Consider the following 18,641-nt stretch of genomic DNA (forward strand, 5'->3'; position numbering starts at 1 on the left):
TTAACGGAGCATAGAAATGTTTAAGAAAATAATTTCACTTTTATTAATTGCGGGTTTGATTCCCGTATTGGCTCAAGTCGATCGAAGCCGATTGCCCGAGCCGGGACCCGCGCCCGAAATTCAACTCGGAGAATACGAGTCGTTCGAACTGCCGAACGGTCTCAAAGTTTTCGTGGTGGAAAATCACAAACTGCCGAAAGTTACTTTTTATTTACAAGTCGATTCCGACCCGGCGCTGCAAAAAGAGCAAACCGGATATGTGGAAGCCGTTGGCGAGTTATTGCGAACCGGAACAAAAAACAGAACGAAAGACAAACTCGACGAAGAAATCGATTTTCTGGGCGCTTCGTTTTCAACTTCGGCCGACAATATAACGGCGTCGGCGCTCTCGAAATATAAAGACAAAATATTCGAGATTATGGCTGACGTTATTATGAATTCGGAGTTCAAACAGGAAGAGCTCGACAAGGTCAAAAAACAAATGATTTCCTCTCTTGCGGCATCGAAAGACGAACCGAATGCAATAGCAAGACGAGTTCGTTCGGTGTTGATGTTCGGTAAAGATCATCCGTATGGAGAACTCGAAACGGAAGAAACAGTGAATGCGATCAGTCTGGATGCATGTAAAAATTACTATCAAACATATTTCAAACCCAACATTTCTTATCTGGCAATTGTCGGGGATATTAGTCTTGAAGAAGCAAAACAACTTGTGGAAAAATATCTCGGCGGCTGGCAAAAGGGAAACGTTCCGGAACATAAGTATAACACGCCCAAGCCTCCTCTTATTACGAAAGTTGCAATGGTGGACAGGGCAAATTCCGTCCAATCCGTTATATCGGTTTGTTATCCGGTAGAATTGCCCGTAGGATCGGAAGACGCTATCAAAGCGTCTGTAGCAAATCTGATATTGGGCGGCAGCGCAACGGGTAGATTGTTTATGAATCTCCGCGAAGATAAGGCTTATACCTACGGCGCTTATTCGGCGCTGCGACCGGATCCGATAGTGGGAACTTACTTTGCATTTGCGCAAGTGCGCAACAGCGTTACGGACAGCGCCGTAGCCGAAATATTGAAGGAGATGAAAAGAATACGCAGCGAAAAGGTATCTGAGGACGAATTGGCAAAAGCCAAAAATTATTTGACGGGCAATTTTATTCGCGACCTCGAAAATCCGGCTACGATTGCCCGTTTTGCGGTTAATACAGCGCGTTATAATCTTCCGAAAGATTATTACAAAAATTATCTGAAAAATCTCGCCGCCGTTACGATAGACGACGTGTACAATACGGCAAAAAAATATATAAAGCCGAATAATGCTTACATTCTGGTGGTCGGCAGCGTAGACGAAGTAGCCGACAAGCTGACTAAATTTACAGTTACGAATAAAATCGAATATTACGACATTAACGGCAATCCGTATGACCCGACAATGAAAAAAATACCCGAAGGCTTGACGGCGGAGCAGGTAATCAGAAATTACGTCGAGGCGGTCGGCGGAGCCGACAAGCTTGCGGCGGTTAAGGACAGAACCGTTAAAATGAGCGGATCGATGCAGGGTATGAATGTAAATGTGACGCTCTATCAAAAATACCCCAACAAATTGTACCAGGAAGTCGACGCCGGGGTCTTTAAGCAAAAGACCGTCTTCGACGGCGAGAAAGGTTACGTGGAAGCAATGGGTCAGAAACAGGAACTTCAAGGCGATCAACTCGAGTCGCTCAAAAACGAAGCTCTCGACGCCGTGCTCGATTATTCGAAATACGGAATCACACCCGAACTGACGGGAATGGAAAACATTAACGGAAAAGACGCATACCGGGTGGTATTGACCTCCGCCGGAGGCAAAAAGACCACGCAATACTACGACCCCGATACTTGGTTGTTAATTAGGAGCGTATCTTCGATTTCGACTCCGCAAGGAAGCTTTACTCAAACAATGGATATGAGCGATTATAAAGAAGTGGACGGGGTTAAATACCCGTTCAAATATATACAGAGTTTCGGACCTCAGTCGATAGAATTAAACGTAAATGGAATTGAGATAAATACAGGTTTGCCGGATTCGTTGTTTGAGGTTAAATAGAGAGGATAAAAAAGCCCCCGCTGAAACGGGGGCTTTTGGTTTATTTGCTTACTGAATTACTTTCACTTCGGATGCTTGAAGACCTTTCGGACCCTGAGTAACACTGAATTCAACTTTGTCGTTTTCATTCAGCGTCTTGTAGCCTTCGCCTACAATCGACTGATAATGAACAAAAACGTCTTCGCCGTTTTCTTGTGAAATAAATCCGTAACCTTTTGAACTGTTAAACCATTTAACAGATCCTGTTTTGCGCTCTGCCATAACAGATGCTCCTTAAAATAAATTTGTAAATACGTTTATTTTAGACAGAGGTTAAGAACTACTGAGGGTTCGAGCGGGTTGCTTCTACTACTTCGTATACTTCTAAAACAACTGTCTTACGGGTACTAACTTAAGAAATTATTCTTTTACTTCCAAATGAATAATAAAATGCGGTCTGTATAAAACGATGCCGTTGCATTTGCAGAAGGGTTTTCTGAATTGTATAAAAAAAAGCCCCGTCGTTGCGGGGCTTTTGAAATTTATTTTTATATTACTTTCACTTCGGTAGCTTGCAGCCCCTTGGGACCCTGAGTAATATTGAATTCCACGTTGTCGTTTTCGTCTAAGGATTTGTATCCCTGGCTTACGATAGCCTGATAATGAACGAATACGTCTTCGCCGTTTTCTTGTGAAATAAATCCGTAACCTTTTGAGCTGTTAAACCATTTAACAGTTCCTGTTTTGCGCTCTGCCATAAGAGTGCTCCTTTTTTTTGATTGTTGTTTGTGTTTTTTTATGACAGGTGCTATGGAACTACTACTGAGGGTTAAGCGGTTTGCTATTACTTCTTAGTAAACTTCTATATCAACTGTCTTTCAATAACAAACATACGTAAATAATAATTAATATCCTAATGGAACTAAAAATAAATTTAGCAATGTTAAAAAATGCGTGATTTCGGATATTTTGCCGGCATAATCCGGGCGTTTACCGAATAGATGTTTTTAGATAATACAAATATTCTCCACTTTTCTTAAGAAGATTTTTGAAATATGCTTGACAGAACAACGAAGAGGTTATATATTTGAGGAAACGAATTACACAAATTTCGTTTCCATAGAATAGGATTAAAGGTGTTATTTTGAGCGAAAATTTAGAATTACAGGATCGTATTTTAGCCTTAGCCGAAGAGAAATTCCAAAAATACGGCTTCGGCAAAGTTACAATGGAAGAAATTGCCGCCGACCTCGGCATCAGTAAAAAGACATTATACAAACATTTTTCCAACAAAGAACATATTCTCCGAGAAGTAATTAAGAAGATTAAAGTCGATTTCGAAACATTTTTTGACGAGCTGTTTAATAACGAAAGCCTCGACTTTTTTGAAAAGCTGAAACGGCTTATGGAATATGTGACAAAAAATTCAGCCCGCTTTGAAGGAAATATGATAAAAGACCTTGTGCACAATCATCCCGGTATCTGGGCGGAGCTGAAAGAATATCGAAAAGAACAAGCGCGAAGCCGCATTGTCAGAATACTCGACGAAGGAACCAAAAGCGGTTTTTTCAGAAACGATATTCTGAGCGAACTGGTCGCTGTTTTGATTTCTTCCGTTCACAATATTATTACTCCGGAGGTAATCAAGGAACTTCCTATTACGGAAAAGAATGCCCACATCTATTTTTCCCGAATTATTTTCGAAGGCATTCTTACCGATGAAGGAAGGAAAAAGTTAAAGGAATTGGACCTCCCCAAAAAATAAGTTTAATAAACAAAAGAGAGGATAAAAAGTGAAAAAAATCTGGTTGTTAATCGCAATGTCGGCGGGACTTGTTTTCGGTCAAACAAACGAAAAACTCGTCCTCGATATCGATACGGCTATTAAATTAGCCCTCGAGAACAATCCGAATGTTAAAATTGCGCGTATGGAAGTTAACAAGTCGGAAGAAAAATTCAGGGAAACCGTCAGCGGCTATTATCCCAAAATCGACGCAAGCGCGCAGTATCAAAGATATATCAATAAACCGGTTATTTTTCTGCCTCCCGGATCCCCTTTCGGAACGACGCTCGAAATCGGATCGGACAATTCATACAATGCGGCTGTCAGCTTGAGCCTTCCGATTTTTTCTCTTTCCTTAATTGAAGGCACAAAAACTGCCTCGCTCGGAATTGATATTGCAAAAGTAAATTTACGCAACACCGAAATAAAAACAGTTACCAGCGTTAAAAAATCATTCCTCGGCGTATTGCTAGCCCGCGAATATAAAATTGTAATGCAGCAAAGCTTAAAAAACGCACAGGACAATCTCGAAAATATCAGGAAATTAAACGCGCAGGGACTTATGTCCGATTATGATTTGTTGCGCGCCGAAGTCCAGGTGGAAAATTTAAGACCGGCTGTATTGCAAGCCGAAAACAACTATAAATTGGCTCTCGACGGTCTCAAAGTTACAATTGGTCTTGATGCATCTAAAAATATCGACGTAACGGGCGAACTTAATTACGACGAGAATTATATCGTTCCCGAATATAATGCGGCGCTCGAAGAAGTTTTGAAAAATAATCCTCAGCTCGAAATGCTCGATAAACAGGTCGAAATCAGCCAAAAGAGCGTGTCGTTTCAGAAAGCCGCATATTATCCGTCGCTTGCAGCTTTCAGCAACTATCAATATCAAACCCAGTCGAACGACTTCAAATTCCAGGATTATAAATGGGTAAAAACTTTCCTTGTCGGCGTGCAGGTTCAACTGCCGATATTCAACGGTTTTAAAACAAACGCTCTGGTGGAACAAGCGGAAATTTCGCTCAACCAGGCGGTCGAACAAAAAGAAGGATTCTTAAAAGCAATTAAAACTCAGATAAGCAGCGTTATCTACAATATATCGCAGGCTGTTAAAAGAATAGAAGCGCAGTCGAAAACCGTCGAACAGGCGCAAAAGGGATATGAAATAGCCAAAACGCGACTCGAAAACGGATTGAGCACTCAACTCGAAGTTAACGACGCCGAACTTGCGCTGCGACAGGCTAAATTAAATCGTCTGCAGGCGGTTTACGATTTCCATTCGGCGCTTGCCGATCTGCACGAGATAACGGGCAAAAGTTTTAATTATGAAATCAAGGAGAACTAAAAATGAAATCGAATAAAATTTTGGCGGCTTTATTGCTTCTCTTGTTTATCGGATTTACCGGTTGTTCTTCGAAAAAAGAAGAAATTAAAGCGGATAAAACCGTGCCGGTCGAAGTAACCAAAGTTGTAAAGACCAGCATTGAAAGAGAAATCGAACTCGTCGGCACTCTGCAGCCCTGGAAAGAAGCCAATCTGGGCGCGCAGACAACCGGTAGAGTCGAAAAGATTTTTGTCGAAGAAGGCAGCTATGTTAAAGAAGGCGATCTGCTTTTTCAGATGGACGACACCCAATTGATTCAGGCTAAACTTCAGTACCAACTGGCAAAAGACAATTACGAAAGAATGAAACCGCTCTACGAAACCGGCTCCGTTTCACAGTCTCAGTTCGATCAGGTAAAAGCCGCTTACGAATCGGCTGAGAAATCGTATAACCTTTTGCTTACAAACACTCAATTCAGAGCTCCGTTTTCCGGAGTGGTAACGTCCAAAAAATTGAACGACGGGGAAATCTTTTTGCTGGCGCCCACAGGAGGGGCTCCCACAATTGTAACGTTGATGCAATTAAATCCTTTGAAATTAATTCTGAATGTAAGCGAATCAGATTTTAATCTTGTTAAAACAGGTCAAACTGTAATAGTAAAAACGGATATATATCCCGATAAGGAATTTAAGGGAGTAATTAACAGGATTAATCCTGCTATAAATCCCGCTACAAGGACATTCCAGGCGGAAGTCAAAGTGCCAAATGACGGTAATCTTCTGCGTCCTGGAATGTTTGTAAGGGCTTCAATTGAAATCGGAGCTAAAGACGGCATTATTATAAACCGCTCGGCTGCGTTAAAACAGCTCGGTTCCGACGCTTATTACGGATTCATTGTAAAGAACAATACGGCTAAACGAGTGGAATTAAAATTAGGCAAGGAATTTAATTCTGTTGTGGAAATAGTAAGCGGATTGTCCGAGGGAGATTACCTTGTTACTAAAGGTCAGGGACTCCTGAAAGACGGTTCCGCCGTCGAAATCAAAGCTAAAGCAGAGTAAAAGGAGAGGGAAATGAATCTACCAGAAATTTCAGTAAGAAGACCGATAACAACTATCATGCTGTTTATAGCGATAGTTATAATCGGATTGGTTTCCTTTCAGAGATTGCCTATCGATTTGTTCCCGGAAATCGATCCGCCTTACATAAGCGTTTTGACGCAATATCCGGGCGCCAGCGCGCAGGACGTTGAAATAAATGTAAGTAAAAAAATAGAAAGCGGTTTGAGCTCCGTTACAAATCTTAAAAAGATTTCATCTGTATCGATCGACAATATTTCGGTTGTTCAGCTCGAATTCGAATACGGCACAAATCTCGACGAGGCTTCGAACGATATCCGTTCGGCTCTCGAATTTGCAAAGCGAAATCTTCCGGACGACGCCGAAGACCCGATCATCTTTAAATTCAGCACAAATATATTCCCGATCCTCTTTATTGCGGTTCAGGCTGAAGAAAGCTATGTAGGACTCAACAAACTTGTCGAAAGAGAAATAATCGACCCGCTCAAACGCGTTAACGGCGTGGGCACGGTTCAGGCTTTCGGCGGCCCGGTAAGACAAATATTGATTAATGTCGACGCTAAAAAGCTCGAGGCCTACAATATTTCGCCGGCGCAGATATCCCAAATATTACAGGCTGAAAACGTGAACCTCCCCTCCGGCTCTATTAAAGTCGGAGACATGGAGTACAACCTCAGAGTACCAGGCGAATTTACTGATGTTAATGATATAAAAAATATTGTCGTTTCCCAATCGGGAGGCAGATTAGTCTATCTTAAAGACGTAGCCGTAGTTAAGGACAGCTTGAAGGACAGAACGATCGACGTTCGTCTTAACGGCGGCAGAGGACTTTTCATTATCGTCCAGAAACAGTCCGGCGCCAATACGGTGCAGGTTGCCGAAGATGTAAAAGCCAAAATCGAGGAACTCAAAAAGAATCTGCCTTCGGACGTTAAAATCGATATAACCCAGGACTCGTCCGAATTTATTATTCAATCGGTGAATAATCTTACAGAAGCGGTATTGCTCGGAGCCGTATTTGTTTCTTTTGTAGTGTTGCTGTTTCTTAGAAAGTGGCGAGCCACATTCATTATCGTGCTAACATTACCTGTGTCATTAATCGGCGCATTTATTTATCTCTATTTTTCGGGCAATACTATAAATATTATTTCTCTTTCTTCCTTGTCTATTGCGGTCGGATTGGTGGTAGACGACGCGATAGTTATACTCGAAAATATAGCTCGACACGTAGAACGGGGAGCGCGACCGCGCGAAGCTGCTGTTTTCGGCTCTTCCGAAGTGGGGCTTGCCGTCGCCGCAGCCACGTTTACTATCGTGGCGGTATTTTTCCCGCTGGTGTTTATTTCGGGTATAGCCGGAATTCTTTTTAATCAGCTCGGATTTCTTGTTACGGTAATGATTCTTGTTTCGTTACTCGCGGCGTTGACGCTCATTCCGATGCTTTCTTCTAAACTTCTGAAATCGCGCAAAGAAGAAAAACCGATAAAGAATCCTCTGCTTAAAAAAATTGATGAAGGCTTATCGTCCGCTTTAGAGAGCGTCGATAATTTTTATACAAGAGTTCTCAAATGGGCTTTGGATCATCGCAAAACCGTAGTGCTGACCGCTTTGTTGATATTTGCCTCTTCCATAATGTTATTGGGAACGTTGGGAACCGAATTCATACCGAAATCGGATTCCTCGCAGTTCCAGCTCACTTTGGAAATAGAACCCGGCAAAAGACTCGAAGAAACCATCAATTACGTAAAGGAAATCGAACGTATTGTTAAAGAAGATTTTCCGGAAGTTCAATATATGACAGCCCGCTCGGGAGTTAACGACCAGGGCTTTTCTTCTGTTCTGTTCGGTCAAAGCGAAGGCACGAATATAGCTACATTCCAATTCAAAACGTCGAAGATAGACGAGAGAAACCGTTCCGTATTTGAAATGGCTGATGCGCTGAGGGAACGGCTCAATTCGTTTGTGGGAATAAAAAGCATTAGCGTAAATACGGCCGGAGCCGGCGCGTTTTTAACAGGGGCTACCGGCGCTCCCGTGGAAGTCGATATTATCGGTCCCGACCTCGATGAATCGTACAAAATCGCTAACAGCATTAAAGAATATATGAATTCAATCGAAGGCACCAGAGACGTTCGTATCGACATCGGAGACCCGCGGCCCGAATTGCAGATAGTTTTGCAGCGCGATAAAATGGCGATGAGCGGATTAAATACGGCTATGGTTGGAAACGCTCTGAGAAGTCATTATTACGGCATTACTTCGACTACATACAGGGAGTTGGGAGACGAGTACGATATCTTTATCAGTCTTCCGCCTGAAAAGAAAACCAGCATAGACGACATCGAAAATCTGCCTGTTAAAACCTTGCTGGGAACGACCGTCAGACTGAAAGACGTCGGCAAAGTAGTTCAGGCGTATTCTCCTCCTACTATCAAAAGAAGAGAGCAGGAGCGCGTGATTGCAGTGCTCTCCGACGTCGAAGGCAGATCCCTCGGCGAAGTTACTTCGGACATTCAAAACTTTGTTGCCGGTATCGAATTGCCTCCGAATACAACTATCGAATACGGCGGGCAGATCGAACAACAGAGCGATACTTTCAAAGACTTGATGCTGCTGCTTGCGCTTAGCGTTATATTGGTATATATGGTTATGGCCGCTCAGTTCGAATCGCTGCTCGATCCGTTTATAATTATGTTCTCGGTGCCGTTTGCTTTTACGGGCGTTTTCATCGCTCTCTTTATTACGGGAATTCCTTTCAGCGTGATCGCATTCCTCGGCAGTATTATGCTCGTCGGTATAGTAGTTAAGAACGCTATTGTGCTTGTCGACTTTACGAATATTACAAGAGCCCGCGGTTATGAATTACGCGAAGCGATTATTTATTCGGGCAGAAACAGACTGCGTCCCGTATTGATGACCACATTTACTACTTTGCTGGGTCTGCTGCCGCTGGCAATCAGCACGGGCGAGGGTTCGGAAATATGGCAGCCGCTAGGCATTTCGACTATCGGCGGTCTCTTTTTCTCGACGTTGATTACGCTGATTCTAGTGCCCGTTCTCTATTCGTATTTCGAAACTAAAGTTAAACAGAAAAAAATTGTAGACTGAGAGGTGAAAAATGAAAGCTGTAATGATTGTATATAATCACGGTATAACCGAGGAAGTGGACGAAGCTCTGGAAAAATTATCCATTCGAGGCTTTACAAGATTTATTAACGTGCACGGTCAGGGCTCGGATAAAGGCGAGCCCCACCTCGGCACGCATATCTGGCCGAGTCAAAATGCCGTTGTGCTTACGGTTATAGAAGACGATAAGGTAGACCCGTTGCTCGAGGAAGTGCGTCAAATCAATCGCGAAGCGGAAGAGCAGGGTATTCACGCTTTTGTGTGGAATATTGAAAAGATGGTTTGATAAATAAATTGCCCCGGTAAACCGGGGGAGGAAATTATGCATAGCCTGGAAACGCTTAAATTGCTGGAATCATTTCGATTTGGAGTTAGAGAGGCGCTGCTGAGCCTTTCGGCAACTGCAGCCCTCTCGCTCTTCGTAGCGTGGGTCTATCACATCACCCACAGAAAGAAAAAGTACAGCAAGGAATTTCTTCAAACCCTTGTGTTTATAAGCGCCGTAGTTTCGTCAGTTATGCTCGTCATCGGCAATAATCTCGCGGGAGCGTTCGGCCTTATAGGAGCGGTGTCGATTATTCGATTCCGCACAAAAGTTAAAAATCCTCAGGATACCGCTTATATCTTTTTCGTGATGGCTATCGGAGTAGCGTGCGGATTTAAGTATTATTATGTCGCGCTTGTCTCGACCGTCTTTATCGGAACAATGCTGATAATCTTTTCCAAGCTCAATTTTACAGAAGAAGAGGTTTCCCGAAAATCTCACATACTCAGGATCCTAGTAAACGACATAAACGAAGGCAAAGCTGCAATTGAAAAACTGCTGGACGCCGAAGTCGAATGGTGGGATATCTACCAGCTAAAGACCGACAAGAACGATAAACTAGTTGTCGACTATATAGTCAATTTGAAAAAAAATACTCCCGTAAAAGTATTTCTCGATTTTGTGTTCAATAAAGCCGAAAGCTTTTTCACAGTTCTGGAATTTAAAGATGCGTAGATTATTATTGATTTTTTTGACAATCCAACTTTTACCCGTTCTTCTTTATTCTCAAAAGAAAGTAAGCTACGACGGTTATTTCGAAATAGGCGGCAAAGCCGAGTATAACGGAATTTATATAGAGAGCTATTACAAAGCCAAGATGGAATTCGAATATAAAATCAATAAGTACACGGAAGTGGAACTCGATATCAGAGGAAATTCCGAAGACAGGGAAATTATTCTTTATGAAGCGTCGGCTGAGTTCGAATTGTCGGACAATTTGGAACTTGAAGTCGGCGACTTAAAGAAGAGGTTCGGTTACGAGGAATGGACTTCGAGAGAAAAACTGCCTACAATAAGACGCAGTATTATTAACCGGTATTTAGAACCGCTGGGTTATGTCAACCGTGAACCGGGAATACAAATCGAATGGGAAGGGGATGATTTTTTATTGCTGGGAGGAATGCATTATAACGAGTCTCATACTGCAAGTTATGTAATTAAAGCTGTTAAAAAATCTATTTCGTCGTTGGACGGTGTTTTTGCAAATCTGCAGATAATACGTACTCGCGATACGGAAATTCCTAATGCAACGGCTGTTAATGCCGGAATTTTCGATACTATATCGGGCATTGCTTCCGTTCTGGAGGTTTATTACGGGCTCGATCCCGTCGAATCGCATTACAGCGCCCTCGAAGGCGGAGATAACGACGTTTACCTTGGAGCGGTCAGATTTATTACGTCTAAAATATTTCTGTTTGAAAACAAAATTATCCGCGGTTTCGAACCCGTCCTTTCGGGAGCGGTTCTGGTAAATAATATGGATTATACCGACGTCAACAAACTTCAGCTTATGTTAGGTTTCAACTTTTATTTCAACGACAATGCGCGATTAATGATTAACGGCGACTTGGCGGCAAGTAATCATCCCTTTAGTAAATCAAAGCGATCGTTAACGGACAGCAGCGTAATTGTTCAACTTCAGGTGAGATGGTAAAGGAAACGATAAAATATTTGTGCTTGCTTTTCGCGACGCTTATGACTGCATCCTGTGATTTTATCGCCGATCCGCCTGCCGTAGAAAATTATAATCTTCCCGTTTACAGTATCGAAATATCGGAAGAGAACTACGGACTTCTGAGGAAAAACGCATATTCGAATCTGAAAGTTACAGCCCGGTTAAATGCGAATGGCAAAGAACACAGAGTTAAAATAAGGCATCAGGGATTCAGCTCGCGCGGCAATTTTAAAAAGAACTTCCGTATTATTTACGAAGAGGGGAGCGATCCGTTTTTCGAAGGTTCGGAAGTCATATTGAATTCTCAGGCGATCGATCCTTCTATGTTGAAATCATTTCTCGCAATAGAAATTTTTAAACGTACCGACCTCATAACTTTTGAGGTTCAACCCGTAGCCTTTTACATTAATGACGCTTACGAAGGGCTCTATTATTTAATCGAGCCGATTGACGAGGATTTTTTTGTCAGAAGGAATATTAAGACGTCGGAATTATATAAAGCCTACAACGGATTTGCATTTTTTAATTATAAAGATTTGCCCGACGTACGGAAAGGCTACGAAAAAAAATTTCCCGAAGACGAAAATTATCATACGCTCGAAAAACTTATTGCGGCAACGAGCTACGACGGACCCGATTTCCCCGAAAAGCTCGAAAAAATATTCGACGTGGATAAATTTTTGCAATACTGGGCTGTAACCGTTCTTATATGTAATTGGGACGGGATAATTCATAATTTCTGTTTGAGACGGGATGCGTTTTCGAATAAATTCGAGATTGTGCCGTGGGACCTCGACAGAACGTTCGTTTGGGACGATTACAGAACCGCTTTCCCGGGAGATAATTATCTTGTTCGTAAGCTTATGAATTATCCGAAATACAGAAAAATCTATAAAGCTCGCTTCGAACGATTGCTCGAAGAAGTATTCAACGCTTCGGTTTTATTTCCCAAAATCGATTCGATGAAGACCGTCATAAGGGAGGCTTATAATAACGACAGATGGCTTAATGCAAATGGTTATGACATCGACCGGGAATCTGAAAACATAAAAATGTTTATCGAGAAAAGAATCGGCTACATTAAAAATCAACTCGAAAATTTCAACTGAGCGGGGAATAACATATCTTTACAAAAATATTTCGGGGATTTATATGAGTTATTCGGTTATTGTTTTCGATCTGGGCAACGTTCTTATTCCGTTTGATTATAATAAAGCAATTGAAAGAATCAATAAAATTGAAGACGGACTTGGAAATAAATTTGCGCGGCTTTATGCGAGCAATTACGAATTTCACAGAGACTTTGAACGGGGAAAGATCAGCCGAGAAAAGTTTCTGGATAAGATGTGCGAATGGCTCGAAGGCAAAGTCGACAGCGAAGAATTCTGCGGAATCTTTTCGGACATTTTTACTACAAACGACGACGTCATAAAATTGCTGCCCGTATTGAAAAAAAATTACAAACTTGTTCTTCTTTCCAACACCAATGAGATTCACGAAGAATACGGATATTCGCATTACGAATTCCTGAAATATTTCGACAAACTTTTTCTTTCGCATAAAGTCGGCGCCGTTAAACCGGAAGAAAAAATTTACCGCGCGGTCGAGTCTTTTACCGGAGTTCCTTCTTCAGAACACCTTTTTATCGACGATATTCAGGAATATGCGGACGGAGCCAAACGATGCGGCTGGGATGCGGTCAGATATACCGATTACAACTCGTTAATTGACGAATTGAAAGCAAGGAATATTAACCTCGACGGGCTATTCTGAAATCCATTTTTTCCAGATATCGGGTTGATATCCGAGGGTTACGTCGTTTCCGTTCCGGACTATCGGCGTTTTTAACAGCAACGGATCGTTGAGCAGCTCTTCTTCTATATCGTAAACCATATATTCGAGATTTCTCTTTTTGTATTGTTTGCCTTCTTTGTCGAGCAAATCGTCGAGACTGATTTTTCTTATAATATTATCGAGTTCGCCTTTTGTCAAACCTTTTTCGGTAAGGTCTTTGAAATGGAATTTAATTCCTCTTTCCTTAAAAAAACGTTCCGCTTTTTTTGTGTCGTTGCATTTTTTCGTTCCGATAATTTGTATGTTCATCTTGATTCTCCCATAGAAGACTTTTTGTTTGCCATTTTACAAAATGATATTTTAGCGACACTGAAAATTAATTAATGACGGAGTAGTCATGAATCTTAAAAATTTTTTTCTAATTAGTATTATAGGAATTTCGCTTATGAATTGCACTACCGAAAAGAAAGACGATTTCAAATATGTTGCGGAGCAATTTGCCGATCTTAGAATTCAAAGATATAAAATCGACAATTTCGACAAACTTACTCTAAATCAGAAAAAATTAGTTTACTATCTCTATCAGGCTGCATTGGCAGGCAGAGATATAATTTGGGACCAAAATTATAAACATAATCTTTATATAAGAAGAACGCTCGAGGGAATCGTCAAAACATATAACGGCGACAGAAACGACCCTCAGTTTGCAAAATTTATGGAATATACAAAACGAGTCTGGTTTTCAAACGGTATTCATCATCATTATTCCAATAAAAAATTCCAGCCGGAATTTTCAAAAGAATATTTTGCAAAACTTGTAAAGGGTTCGGACGAATGGGAACTACCTCTGCAAAATAACGAAACCCCGGACGATCTTATTAACAAACTGACTCCCATTTTATTTGATCCAAAAGTAGATCCGGTAAAGGTAAATCAGGACCCGAACGCCGACCTGATTAAAACATCGGCGGTAAATTTTTACGAAGGGGTAACGCAAAAAGAAGCCGAAGACTTTTATAACAGTCTTGCCGACCCGAAAGATACCAGACCGGTATCGTACGGACTGAATTCCAAACTCGTTAAAGAAAACGGCAAGATATTCGAACGCACCTGGCGGTATAAAGGAATGTACCATCTGGCAATCGACAAAATTACTTATTGGCTCGAAAAAGCGATGGCGGTGGCGGAAAACGAACAGCAGAAAAAAGCTCTCGATTTGTTGGTTAAATATTATGTGACCGGCAATCTAAAACTGTGGGATCAATATAATATCGAGTGGATCAAGGATACAAATTCCGTCGTCGACGTTATCAACGGATTCATCGAAACTTATAACGATCCGCTCGGATATAAAGCAAATTTCGAATCCGTCGTTTCTTTCAAAGATTTCGAAGCCACCAAAAGAATTAAAGCCATTAGCGACAACGCTCAATGGTTCGAAGACAATTCGCCCATAATGCCTGAACATAAAAAGAAAAACGTTAAGGGAATTTCGGCTAAAGTAATAACCGTCGTCGTTGAATCGGGCGACGCTTCGCCTTCTACGCCGATCGGCATAAATCTTCCCAATGCAAATTGGATACGAAAAGAATACGGATCTAAATCGGTTAACTTGGGAAACATAGTTCATTCTTACAATAAAGCTTCGGAAAGCAGCGGATTGATTGAAGAATTCGCCTACTCGCAGGAAGAAATAGAACGCGCAAAAAAATACGGGGCGCTGGCAAGCGATCTTCATACCGACATGCACGAAGTGATAGGACACGCTTCAGGACAGTTGAATCCGGGCGTCGGTCAGCCGAATGAAACTCTCAAAAATTACGCATCCGTACTGGAAGAAGCGCGCGCCGATCTGGTGGCTCTCTATTTCATTATGGATCCCAAACTTGTCGATCTGGGAGTTATGCCTTCCCTCGAAGTCGGTAAAGCGGAATACGACGGTTATATCAGAAACGGCTTGATGACTCAGCTTGCCCGCGTTGAATTGGGAGACGATATCGAACAGGCGCACATGAGAAACCGGCAGCTCGTTTCCAAGTGGGTTTATGAAAAAGGTAGGAACGACAATGTAATCGAAAAGAAAGTTAAAGACGGAAAAACTTATTTTGTAATTAACGATTATCGGAAATTACGCGATTTGTTCGGAGAACTTCTGAGGGAAATTCAAAGAATTAAATCGGAAGGCGACTATGAAGCGGGTAAAAATCTGGTGGAAAACTACGGCGTTAAAGTCGACAGGGCGCTCCATGCGGAAGTTCTCGAACGTTATAAAAAACTTAATATCGCTCCGTATGCCGGCTTTATAAATCCCGTACTTGTCCCGGTTATGAACGGCGACGAAATTATCGACGTGAAAATTGAATATCCCGAAGACTTTACCGAACAGATGCTCTATTACGCAAAAGAATATTCGTTTTTGCCGACATATAATTAATCTTATAAAAAAAGAGAGGGAGATGATTGATATCTCCCCCTCTTTGCCCTCGGATTATTTCATGTAAACGAGTTTGATCGATTTCTTGAACGCGCCTCCCGAGACCGTAAAGATATAAACGCCCGAAGAAAGCTGTTCCCCTTCGTCGTTTTTTCCGTCCCAGAAAAGATTAATAATATTTGAACTGTTCGGCGTATACTCGAATGTTTTAACTTCCTGTCCGAGTAAATTATAAATTTTGATTTTGATATTTTCCTTAGTTGCCTCGGCAGGCAAAGTAACGGAAATATTTACCTGCGAATTGAACGGATTCGGATAAGCTTTAACGTCGAATTCCGTGGGAACTTCATTCTCTTCGTCAACCGATATTATGCCTCCACCGTCGTTCCTGCCCCCCTGCTGTTCCTGAACGCATTCTATACAAATCGTGTCCCCGGGTTCCAGGCAGAGGAATGAAGTATAAGTAGACAATATGCGGTAACGAGCGCTCAAATCGACCAGTTCAATTATTTCTTTGTTTGTTAAATACCCTTTTTCGAGACTGCTTATATACCATCCCGTCCACATTTGCGCTGTTGTGCTGTCGGCGTCGGCTATTTCGTTTTCGTAAATATTCAAAGTCGACGTGAACGGTTTAGAGTCGTATATTCCTGAGGCTTTTATCGTAAATGGAAAACTACCGATATATTTGCCAATTTGTACGATCGGTTCGCCGATGTTGATGGAGGCTTCAATACTTTTTAAGTTCTGTCTGCTAAAACAAAAACCGGCTTCCAGAGTCGTATAGAGATCGAACGAAGTTATTAATCCGCTTATTTGTCCGAAGAGTTCGTTCATTGTTGCAAGCGGCGAATTGTTTATTCTTTTGTAGTCTCCGCCCGTCAATCTCGAAAGGTTTGTGTAAAAATATTCGTTGCCCAGATACGATCTGTTGCCGAAATAATAATAGTAAAAATTATTGTTGTTGAAGTCGAAAATGTATGTGGGCGGCAAAGGGGAGTAATAAGTTTGCAGGTCGTTTATCAATTGATTTGCCTGTTCGAAGCTGCCGAATTGATCGGAAGAAGCCATCAGATAAACGACGGCGCTGTCTCCGTTATTCCGGAGATATTCGTAACCGTCGTTCAATAATGTCGCCAAATTGCTGTAGGAAGAAAGATGACCGCCTTTGAAGTATTCCAGTACGGCGTTAATTGAATTGGTGTCGGCGTTAATCCAATTCTCGCTCAGCCGTTGGGTGCCTAGCATCGAATAAAAAATGTTGAATTGGTCGTCTTCTTTCAAATTCGTTTTTATCAATGTCTTTAGATTTGAAACTATGTCGTCTTTTGTAAGCGTAGTTTTTCTTACGTCGTAATCAATGAGGAATAAAACTTTGTTCTTCTTTTTATCGATGATCGTATTGCCCGGGAAGAGAGCCATTTGATAGTATCCCGTTTCTCCGTCGTCGTACTTTTTCAGGTAGACTCCGTTTATCATCGGATTGGGATATTCAACCGCAAAGTTCGACGGCAGACTTGAAACATTCGCGAATGAAACATATTCGTAGTCGGCTGGATATTCCGTTCCGGAGGCGTCAACAAACTCGCCGTCCTTGCCGGCTAATACGGGATTTCTCCATTCATTAAAGTTCAATGCGGCTATTTCAAGAGTCCCTACGGGTTTGTTTGCGGCATTCAAAATGTGGTAGGGTAAAGGAAGGAGAGCCTTTTCACTGTACCAATTGTTGGGCGTCAAATACTGAATTTTAAATTTCCTGAAGGATTTGGGAAAAAGCGGGTAAACGCGCAGTTCATAATTGTTTGCAGACCGTTTGTACAATACCGCAGGGTCGCGTCTTCGGTTGACGATATTTTCATAAATAGTAGACGCAGTCCATGTATCGAGCAGAAGTCCTTTGCTGATTTCGTCTCCTACCCAGAGCCACAGATCAGTTACCACGCTTCCTTCCGGCAATGAAAAATTAAGCACAATCTCGAGCTGCTTTTCGTTGTTTAAATATGTGTCGGTAGTCGCTACTTCGAGTATGAGGTCGACCTTGCTGAAAACTCCTTCCGGCGTTACTACAACCTGAGCTCTGTTAATAACAGGGTTGTAATTTCCCCATGCATGCGGGTCGTTAATCGACAGGTAAGCGTACGGCTGCGCTTGAATACTAAAAGCAAGAGCAAAAAGAATTAGAAAAAAAGTATATTTTTTTAGCATTGGAGCCCCCTTTTAATAATGAATATTTAAAATAATTTTACTCAAAAATTATTCCAGGTTCAATATATAAATACGGTACATTTTCTTACTTTTTTAAAAATGCATGCGAAATATTTTCGCACAGGAGTAAATTTTTCGTTTAAAAAGATTATTTTGAGATTAATTGCTATTTTATGACCATGGATTTGAAACTGGTAGTATTCGACCTGGACGGTACGCTTGTAAGTTCGCACAAAACAATTTACGCGGCTACAATAGAAACTTTTAACCGTCTCGGCATTGAGCATAATTTGACGGAAGATGAATTCTATTCCCGGATCGGTCTTCATTTCGAAGATATTTTCGAAGAATTCGGAATCAACGTCCCGGACTTTAAAGAATTTATCGAGTTGTATAAGTCGATTTATTTCGACTTTATTAAATACTCCGAACTATACGAAGGCGTCAAAGATATATTAACGGAATTAAAGAGGAATAAAATCAAGCGCGCTCTTTTGACAACCAAGTCGCAGGAGCAGGCTGAATTGATTTTGAAATATTTCGGGATCGATTCCGAATTCGATTTTATTATGGGACGGCGACCGGGTTTCGAGCATAAACCTTCGCCTCAACCGCTCCTTTTTATTTGTGAAAGTTTGAATGTAATTCCGAGCGATACTTTAATGGTCGGCGATACCGAACTCGACGTTCTTTGCGCCAAAAATGCAAACGCAAAATCGTGCGCAGTAACGTACGGATATCGAACCGCCAATGATTTAATAAAGCTCGAGCCCGATCTGATTGTAGGGTCGCTCGATGAATTGAGATTGAGTCTCAACGGAAAATAAA

At 41.7% G+C, this 18,641-nt stretch carries 16 protein-coding genes; 12 read left to right on the forward strand and 4 right to left on the reverse strand.

All coding sequences use genetic code 11. From position 1 onward, the window contains the following. The first annotated feature begins 16 nt into the window (after window positions 1-16). Window positions 17-2,086 carry an insulinase family protein gene (locus ACOYVE_RS13305; protein ID WP_422882352.1) on the forward strand — a complete coding sequence of 690 codons (2,070 nt, stop codon included), beginning with the start codon at window positions 17-19 and terminating at the stop codon, window positions 2,084-2,086. 48 nt (window positions 2,087-2,134) lie between these two features. Here ACOYVE_RS13305 and ACOYVE_RS13310 read toward each other — a convergent pair whose 3' ends face one another. Further along, window positions 2,135-2,347, reverse strand: coding sequence for a cold-shock protein (locus ACOYVE_RS13310; RefSeq protein ID WP_014855920.1), 213 nt, complete (start codon window positions 2,345-2,347; stop codon window positions 2,135-2,137). Window positions 2,348-2,613: 266 nt separating this feature from the next. Further along, window positions 2,614-2,823, reverse strand: a complete 210-nt coding sequence (locus ACOYVE_RS13315; protein WP_014855921.1) for a cold-shock protein — start codon at window positions 2,821-2,823, stop codon at window positions 2,614-2,616. Window positions 2,824-3,209: 386 nt separating this feature from the next. Here ACOYVE_RS13315 and ACOYVE_RS13320 point away from each other — a divergent pair, with 386 nt between their 5' ends. The 9 genes from ACOYVE_RS13320 to ACOYVE_RS13360 are packed head-to-tail and all read left to right on the forward strand — an operon-like array spanning window position 3,210 to window position 13,153. After that, window positions 3,210-3,830, forward strand: coding sequence for a TetR/AcrR family transcriptional regulator (locus ACOYVE_RS13320; RefSeq protein ID WP_422882354.1), 621 nt, complete (start codon window positions 3,210-3,212; stop codon window positions 3,828-3,830). A 28-nt stretch (window positions 3,831-3,858) separates the two neighbouring features. Continuing rightward, entirely contained in the window at window positions 3,859-5,196 is a 1,338-nt protein-coding gene (locus ACOYVE_RS13325) for a TolC family protein (protein ID WP_422882356.1), read from the forward strand. Between the two features lie 2 nt (window positions 5,197-5,198). After that, window positions 5,199-6,236 carry an efflux RND transporter periplasmic adaptor subunit gene (locus ACOYVE_RS13330; protein ID WP_422882358.1) on the forward strand — a complete coding sequence of 346 codons (1,038 nt, stop codon included), beginning with the start codon at window positions 5,199-5,201 and terminating at the stop codon, window positions 6,234-6,236. A 12-nt stretch (window positions 6,237-6,248) separates the two neighbouring features. Further along, the gene (locus ACOYVE_RS13335; RefSeq protein WP_014855925.1) at window positions 6,249-9,362 is read left to right on the forward strand and encodes an efflux RND transporter permease subunit; all 3,114 of its coding nucleotides are present in this window, start codon (window positions 6,249-6,251) and stop codon (window positions 9,360-9,362) included. Between the two features lie 10 nt (window positions 9,363-9,372). Beyond that, a complete protein-coding gene (locus ACOYVE_RS13340) occupies window positions 9,373-9,666 on the forward strand; it encodes a PG0541 family transporter-associated protein (protein WP_422882360.1) in 294 nt (97 codons plus the stop codon). 36 nt (window positions 9,667-9,702) lie between these two features. After that, window positions 9,703-10,380, forward strand: a complete 678-nt coding sequence (locus ACOYVE_RS13345; protein WP_422882362.1) for a DUF4956 domain-containing protein — start codon at window positions 9,703-9,705, stop codon at window positions 10,378-10,380. Further along, a complete protein-coding gene (locus ACOYVE_RS13350; protein ID WP_422882364.1) occupies window positions 10,373-11,359 on the forward strand; it encodes a porin in 987 nt (328 codons plus the stop codon). The genes ACOYVE_RS13345 and ACOYVE_RS13350 overlap by 8 nt, the downstream gene beginning before the upstream one ends. A 41-nt stretch (window positions 11,360-11,400) precedes the next feature. Further along, the gene (locus ACOYVE_RS13355; protein ID WP_422882366.1) at window positions 11,401-12,489 is read left to right on the forward strand and encodes a CotH kinase family protein; all 1,089 of its coding nucleotides are present in this window, start codon (window positions 11,401-11,403) and stop codon (window positions 12,487-12,489) included. Window positions 12,490-12,532: 43 nt separating this feature from the next. Beyond that, window positions 12,533-13,153: an HAD family hydrolase gene (locus ACOYVE_RS13360; protein WP_014855945.1), complete on the forward strand. Its 621-nt coding sequence runs from the start codon at window positions 12,533-12,535 to the stop codon at window positions 13,151-13,153. Here ACOYVE_RS13360 and ACOYVE_RS13365 read toward each other — a convergent pair. Further along, a complete protein-coding gene (locus ACOYVE_RS13365) occupies window positions 13,145-13,483 on the reverse strand; it encodes an arsenate reductase family protein (RefSeq protein ID WP_014855946.1) in 339 nt (112 codons plus the stop codon). The genes ACOYVE_RS13360 and ACOYVE_RS13365 overlap by 9 nt on opposite strands. A gap of 88 nt (window positions 13,484-13,571) precedes the next feature. Here ACOYVE_RS13365 and ACOYVE_RS13370 point away from each other — a divergent pair, with 88 nt between their 5' ends. Then, window positions 13,572-15,608 (forward strand): dipeptidyl-peptidase 3 family protein, encoded by a 2,037-nt coding sequence (locus tag ACOYVE_RS13370; protein ID WP_422882368.1) that lies wholly within the window; start codon window positions 13,572-13,574, stop codon window positions 15,606-15,608. A gap of 54 nt (window positions 15,609-15,662) precedes the next feature. Here the strand turns inward: ACOYVE_RS13370 and ACOYVE_RS13375 are convergent, their stop codons facing one another. Next, window positions 15,663-17,813 carry a VIT domain-containing protein gene (locus ACOYVE_RS13375; RefSeq protein WP_422882370.1) on the reverse strand — a complete coding sequence of 717 codons (2,151 nt, stop codon included), beginning with the start codon at window positions 17,811-17,813 and terminating at the stop codon, window positions 15,663-15,665. Between the two features lie 173 nt (window positions 17,814-17,986). Here ACOYVE_RS13375 and ACOYVE_RS13380 point away from each other — a divergent pair, with 173 nt between their 5' ends. Then, on the forward strand, window positions 17,987-18,640 hold the full coding sequence (locus ACOYVE_RS13380; protein ID WP_422882372.1) for an HAD family hydrolase: 654 nt from the start codon (window positions 17,987-17,989) through the stop codon (window positions 18,638-18,640). Window position 18,641 lies beyond the last annotated feature (1 nt).

The sequence above is a fragment of the Melioribacter sp. genome, assembly GCF_049325435.1.
In the GTDB taxonomy this organism is placed as follows: Bacteria; Bacteroidota; Ignavibacteria; order Ignavibacteriales; family Melioribacteraceae; genus Melioribacter; species Melioribacter roseus.

What these genes read in the sequence shown, in the direction of transcription:
- ACOYVE_RS13305 (WP_422882352.1), top strand. Translation starts at nt 17, where the DNA reads ATGTTTAAGAAAATAATTTCACTTTTATTAATTGCGGGTTTGATTCCC.
- ACOYVE_RS13310 (WP_014855920.1), bottom strand. Translation starts at nt 2,347, where the DNA reads ATGGCAGAGCGCAAAACAGGATCTGTTAAATGGTTTAACAGTTCAAAA.
- ACOYVE_RS13315 (WP_014855921.1), bottom strand. Translation starts at nt 2,823, where the DNA reads ATGGCAGAGCGCAAAACAGGAACTGTTAAATGGTTTAACAGCTCAAAA.
- ACOYVE_RS13330 (WP_422882358.1), top strand. Translation starts at nt 5,199, where the DNA reads ATGAAATCGAATAAAATTTTGGCGGCTTTATTGCTTCTCTTGTTTATC.
- ACOYVE_RS13335 (WP_014855925.1), top strand. Translation starts at nt 6,249, where the DNA reads ATGAATCTACCAGAAATTTCAGTAAGAAGACCGATAACAACTATCATG.
- ACOYVE_RS13340 (WP_422882360.1), top strand. Translation starts at nt 9,373, where the DNA reads ATGAAAGCTGTAATGATTGTATATAATCACGGTATAACCGAGGAAGTG.
- ACOYVE_RS13345 (WP_422882362.1), top strand. Translation starts at nt 9,703, where the DNA reads ATGCATAGCCTGGAAACGCTTAAATTGCTGGAATCATTTCGATTTGGA.
- ACOYVE_RS13350 (WP_422882364.1), top strand. Translation starts at nt 10,373, where the DNA reads ATGCGTAGATTATTATTGATTTTTTTGACAATCCAACTTTTACCCGTT.
- ACOYVE_RS13355 (WP_422882366.1), top strand. Translation starts at nt 11,401, where the DNA reads ATGACTGCATCCTGTGATTTTATCGCCGATCCGCCTGCCGTAGAAAAT.
- ACOYVE_RS13360 (WP_014855945.1), top strand. Translation starts at nt 12,533, where the DNA reads ATGAGTTATTCGGTTATTGTTTTCGATCTGGGCAACGTTCTTATTCCG.
- ACOYVE_RS13365 (WP_014855946.1), bottom strand. Translation starts at nt 13,483, where the DNA reads ATGAACATACAAATTATCGGAACGAAAAAATGCAACGACACAAAAAAA.
- ACOYVE_RS13370 (WP_422882368.1), top strand. Translation starts at nt 13,572, where the DNA reads ATGAATCTTAAAAATTTTTTTCTAATTAGTATTATAGGAATTTCGCTT.
- ACOYVE_RS13375 (WP_422882370.1), bottom strand. Translation starts at nt 17,813, where the DNA reads ATGCTAAAAAAATATACTTTTTTTCTAATTCTTTTTGCTCTTGCTTTT.
- ACOYVE_RS13380 (WP_422882372.1), top strand. Translation starts at nt 17,987, where the DNA reads ATGACCATGGATTTGAAACTGGTAGTATTCGACCTGGACGGTACGCTT.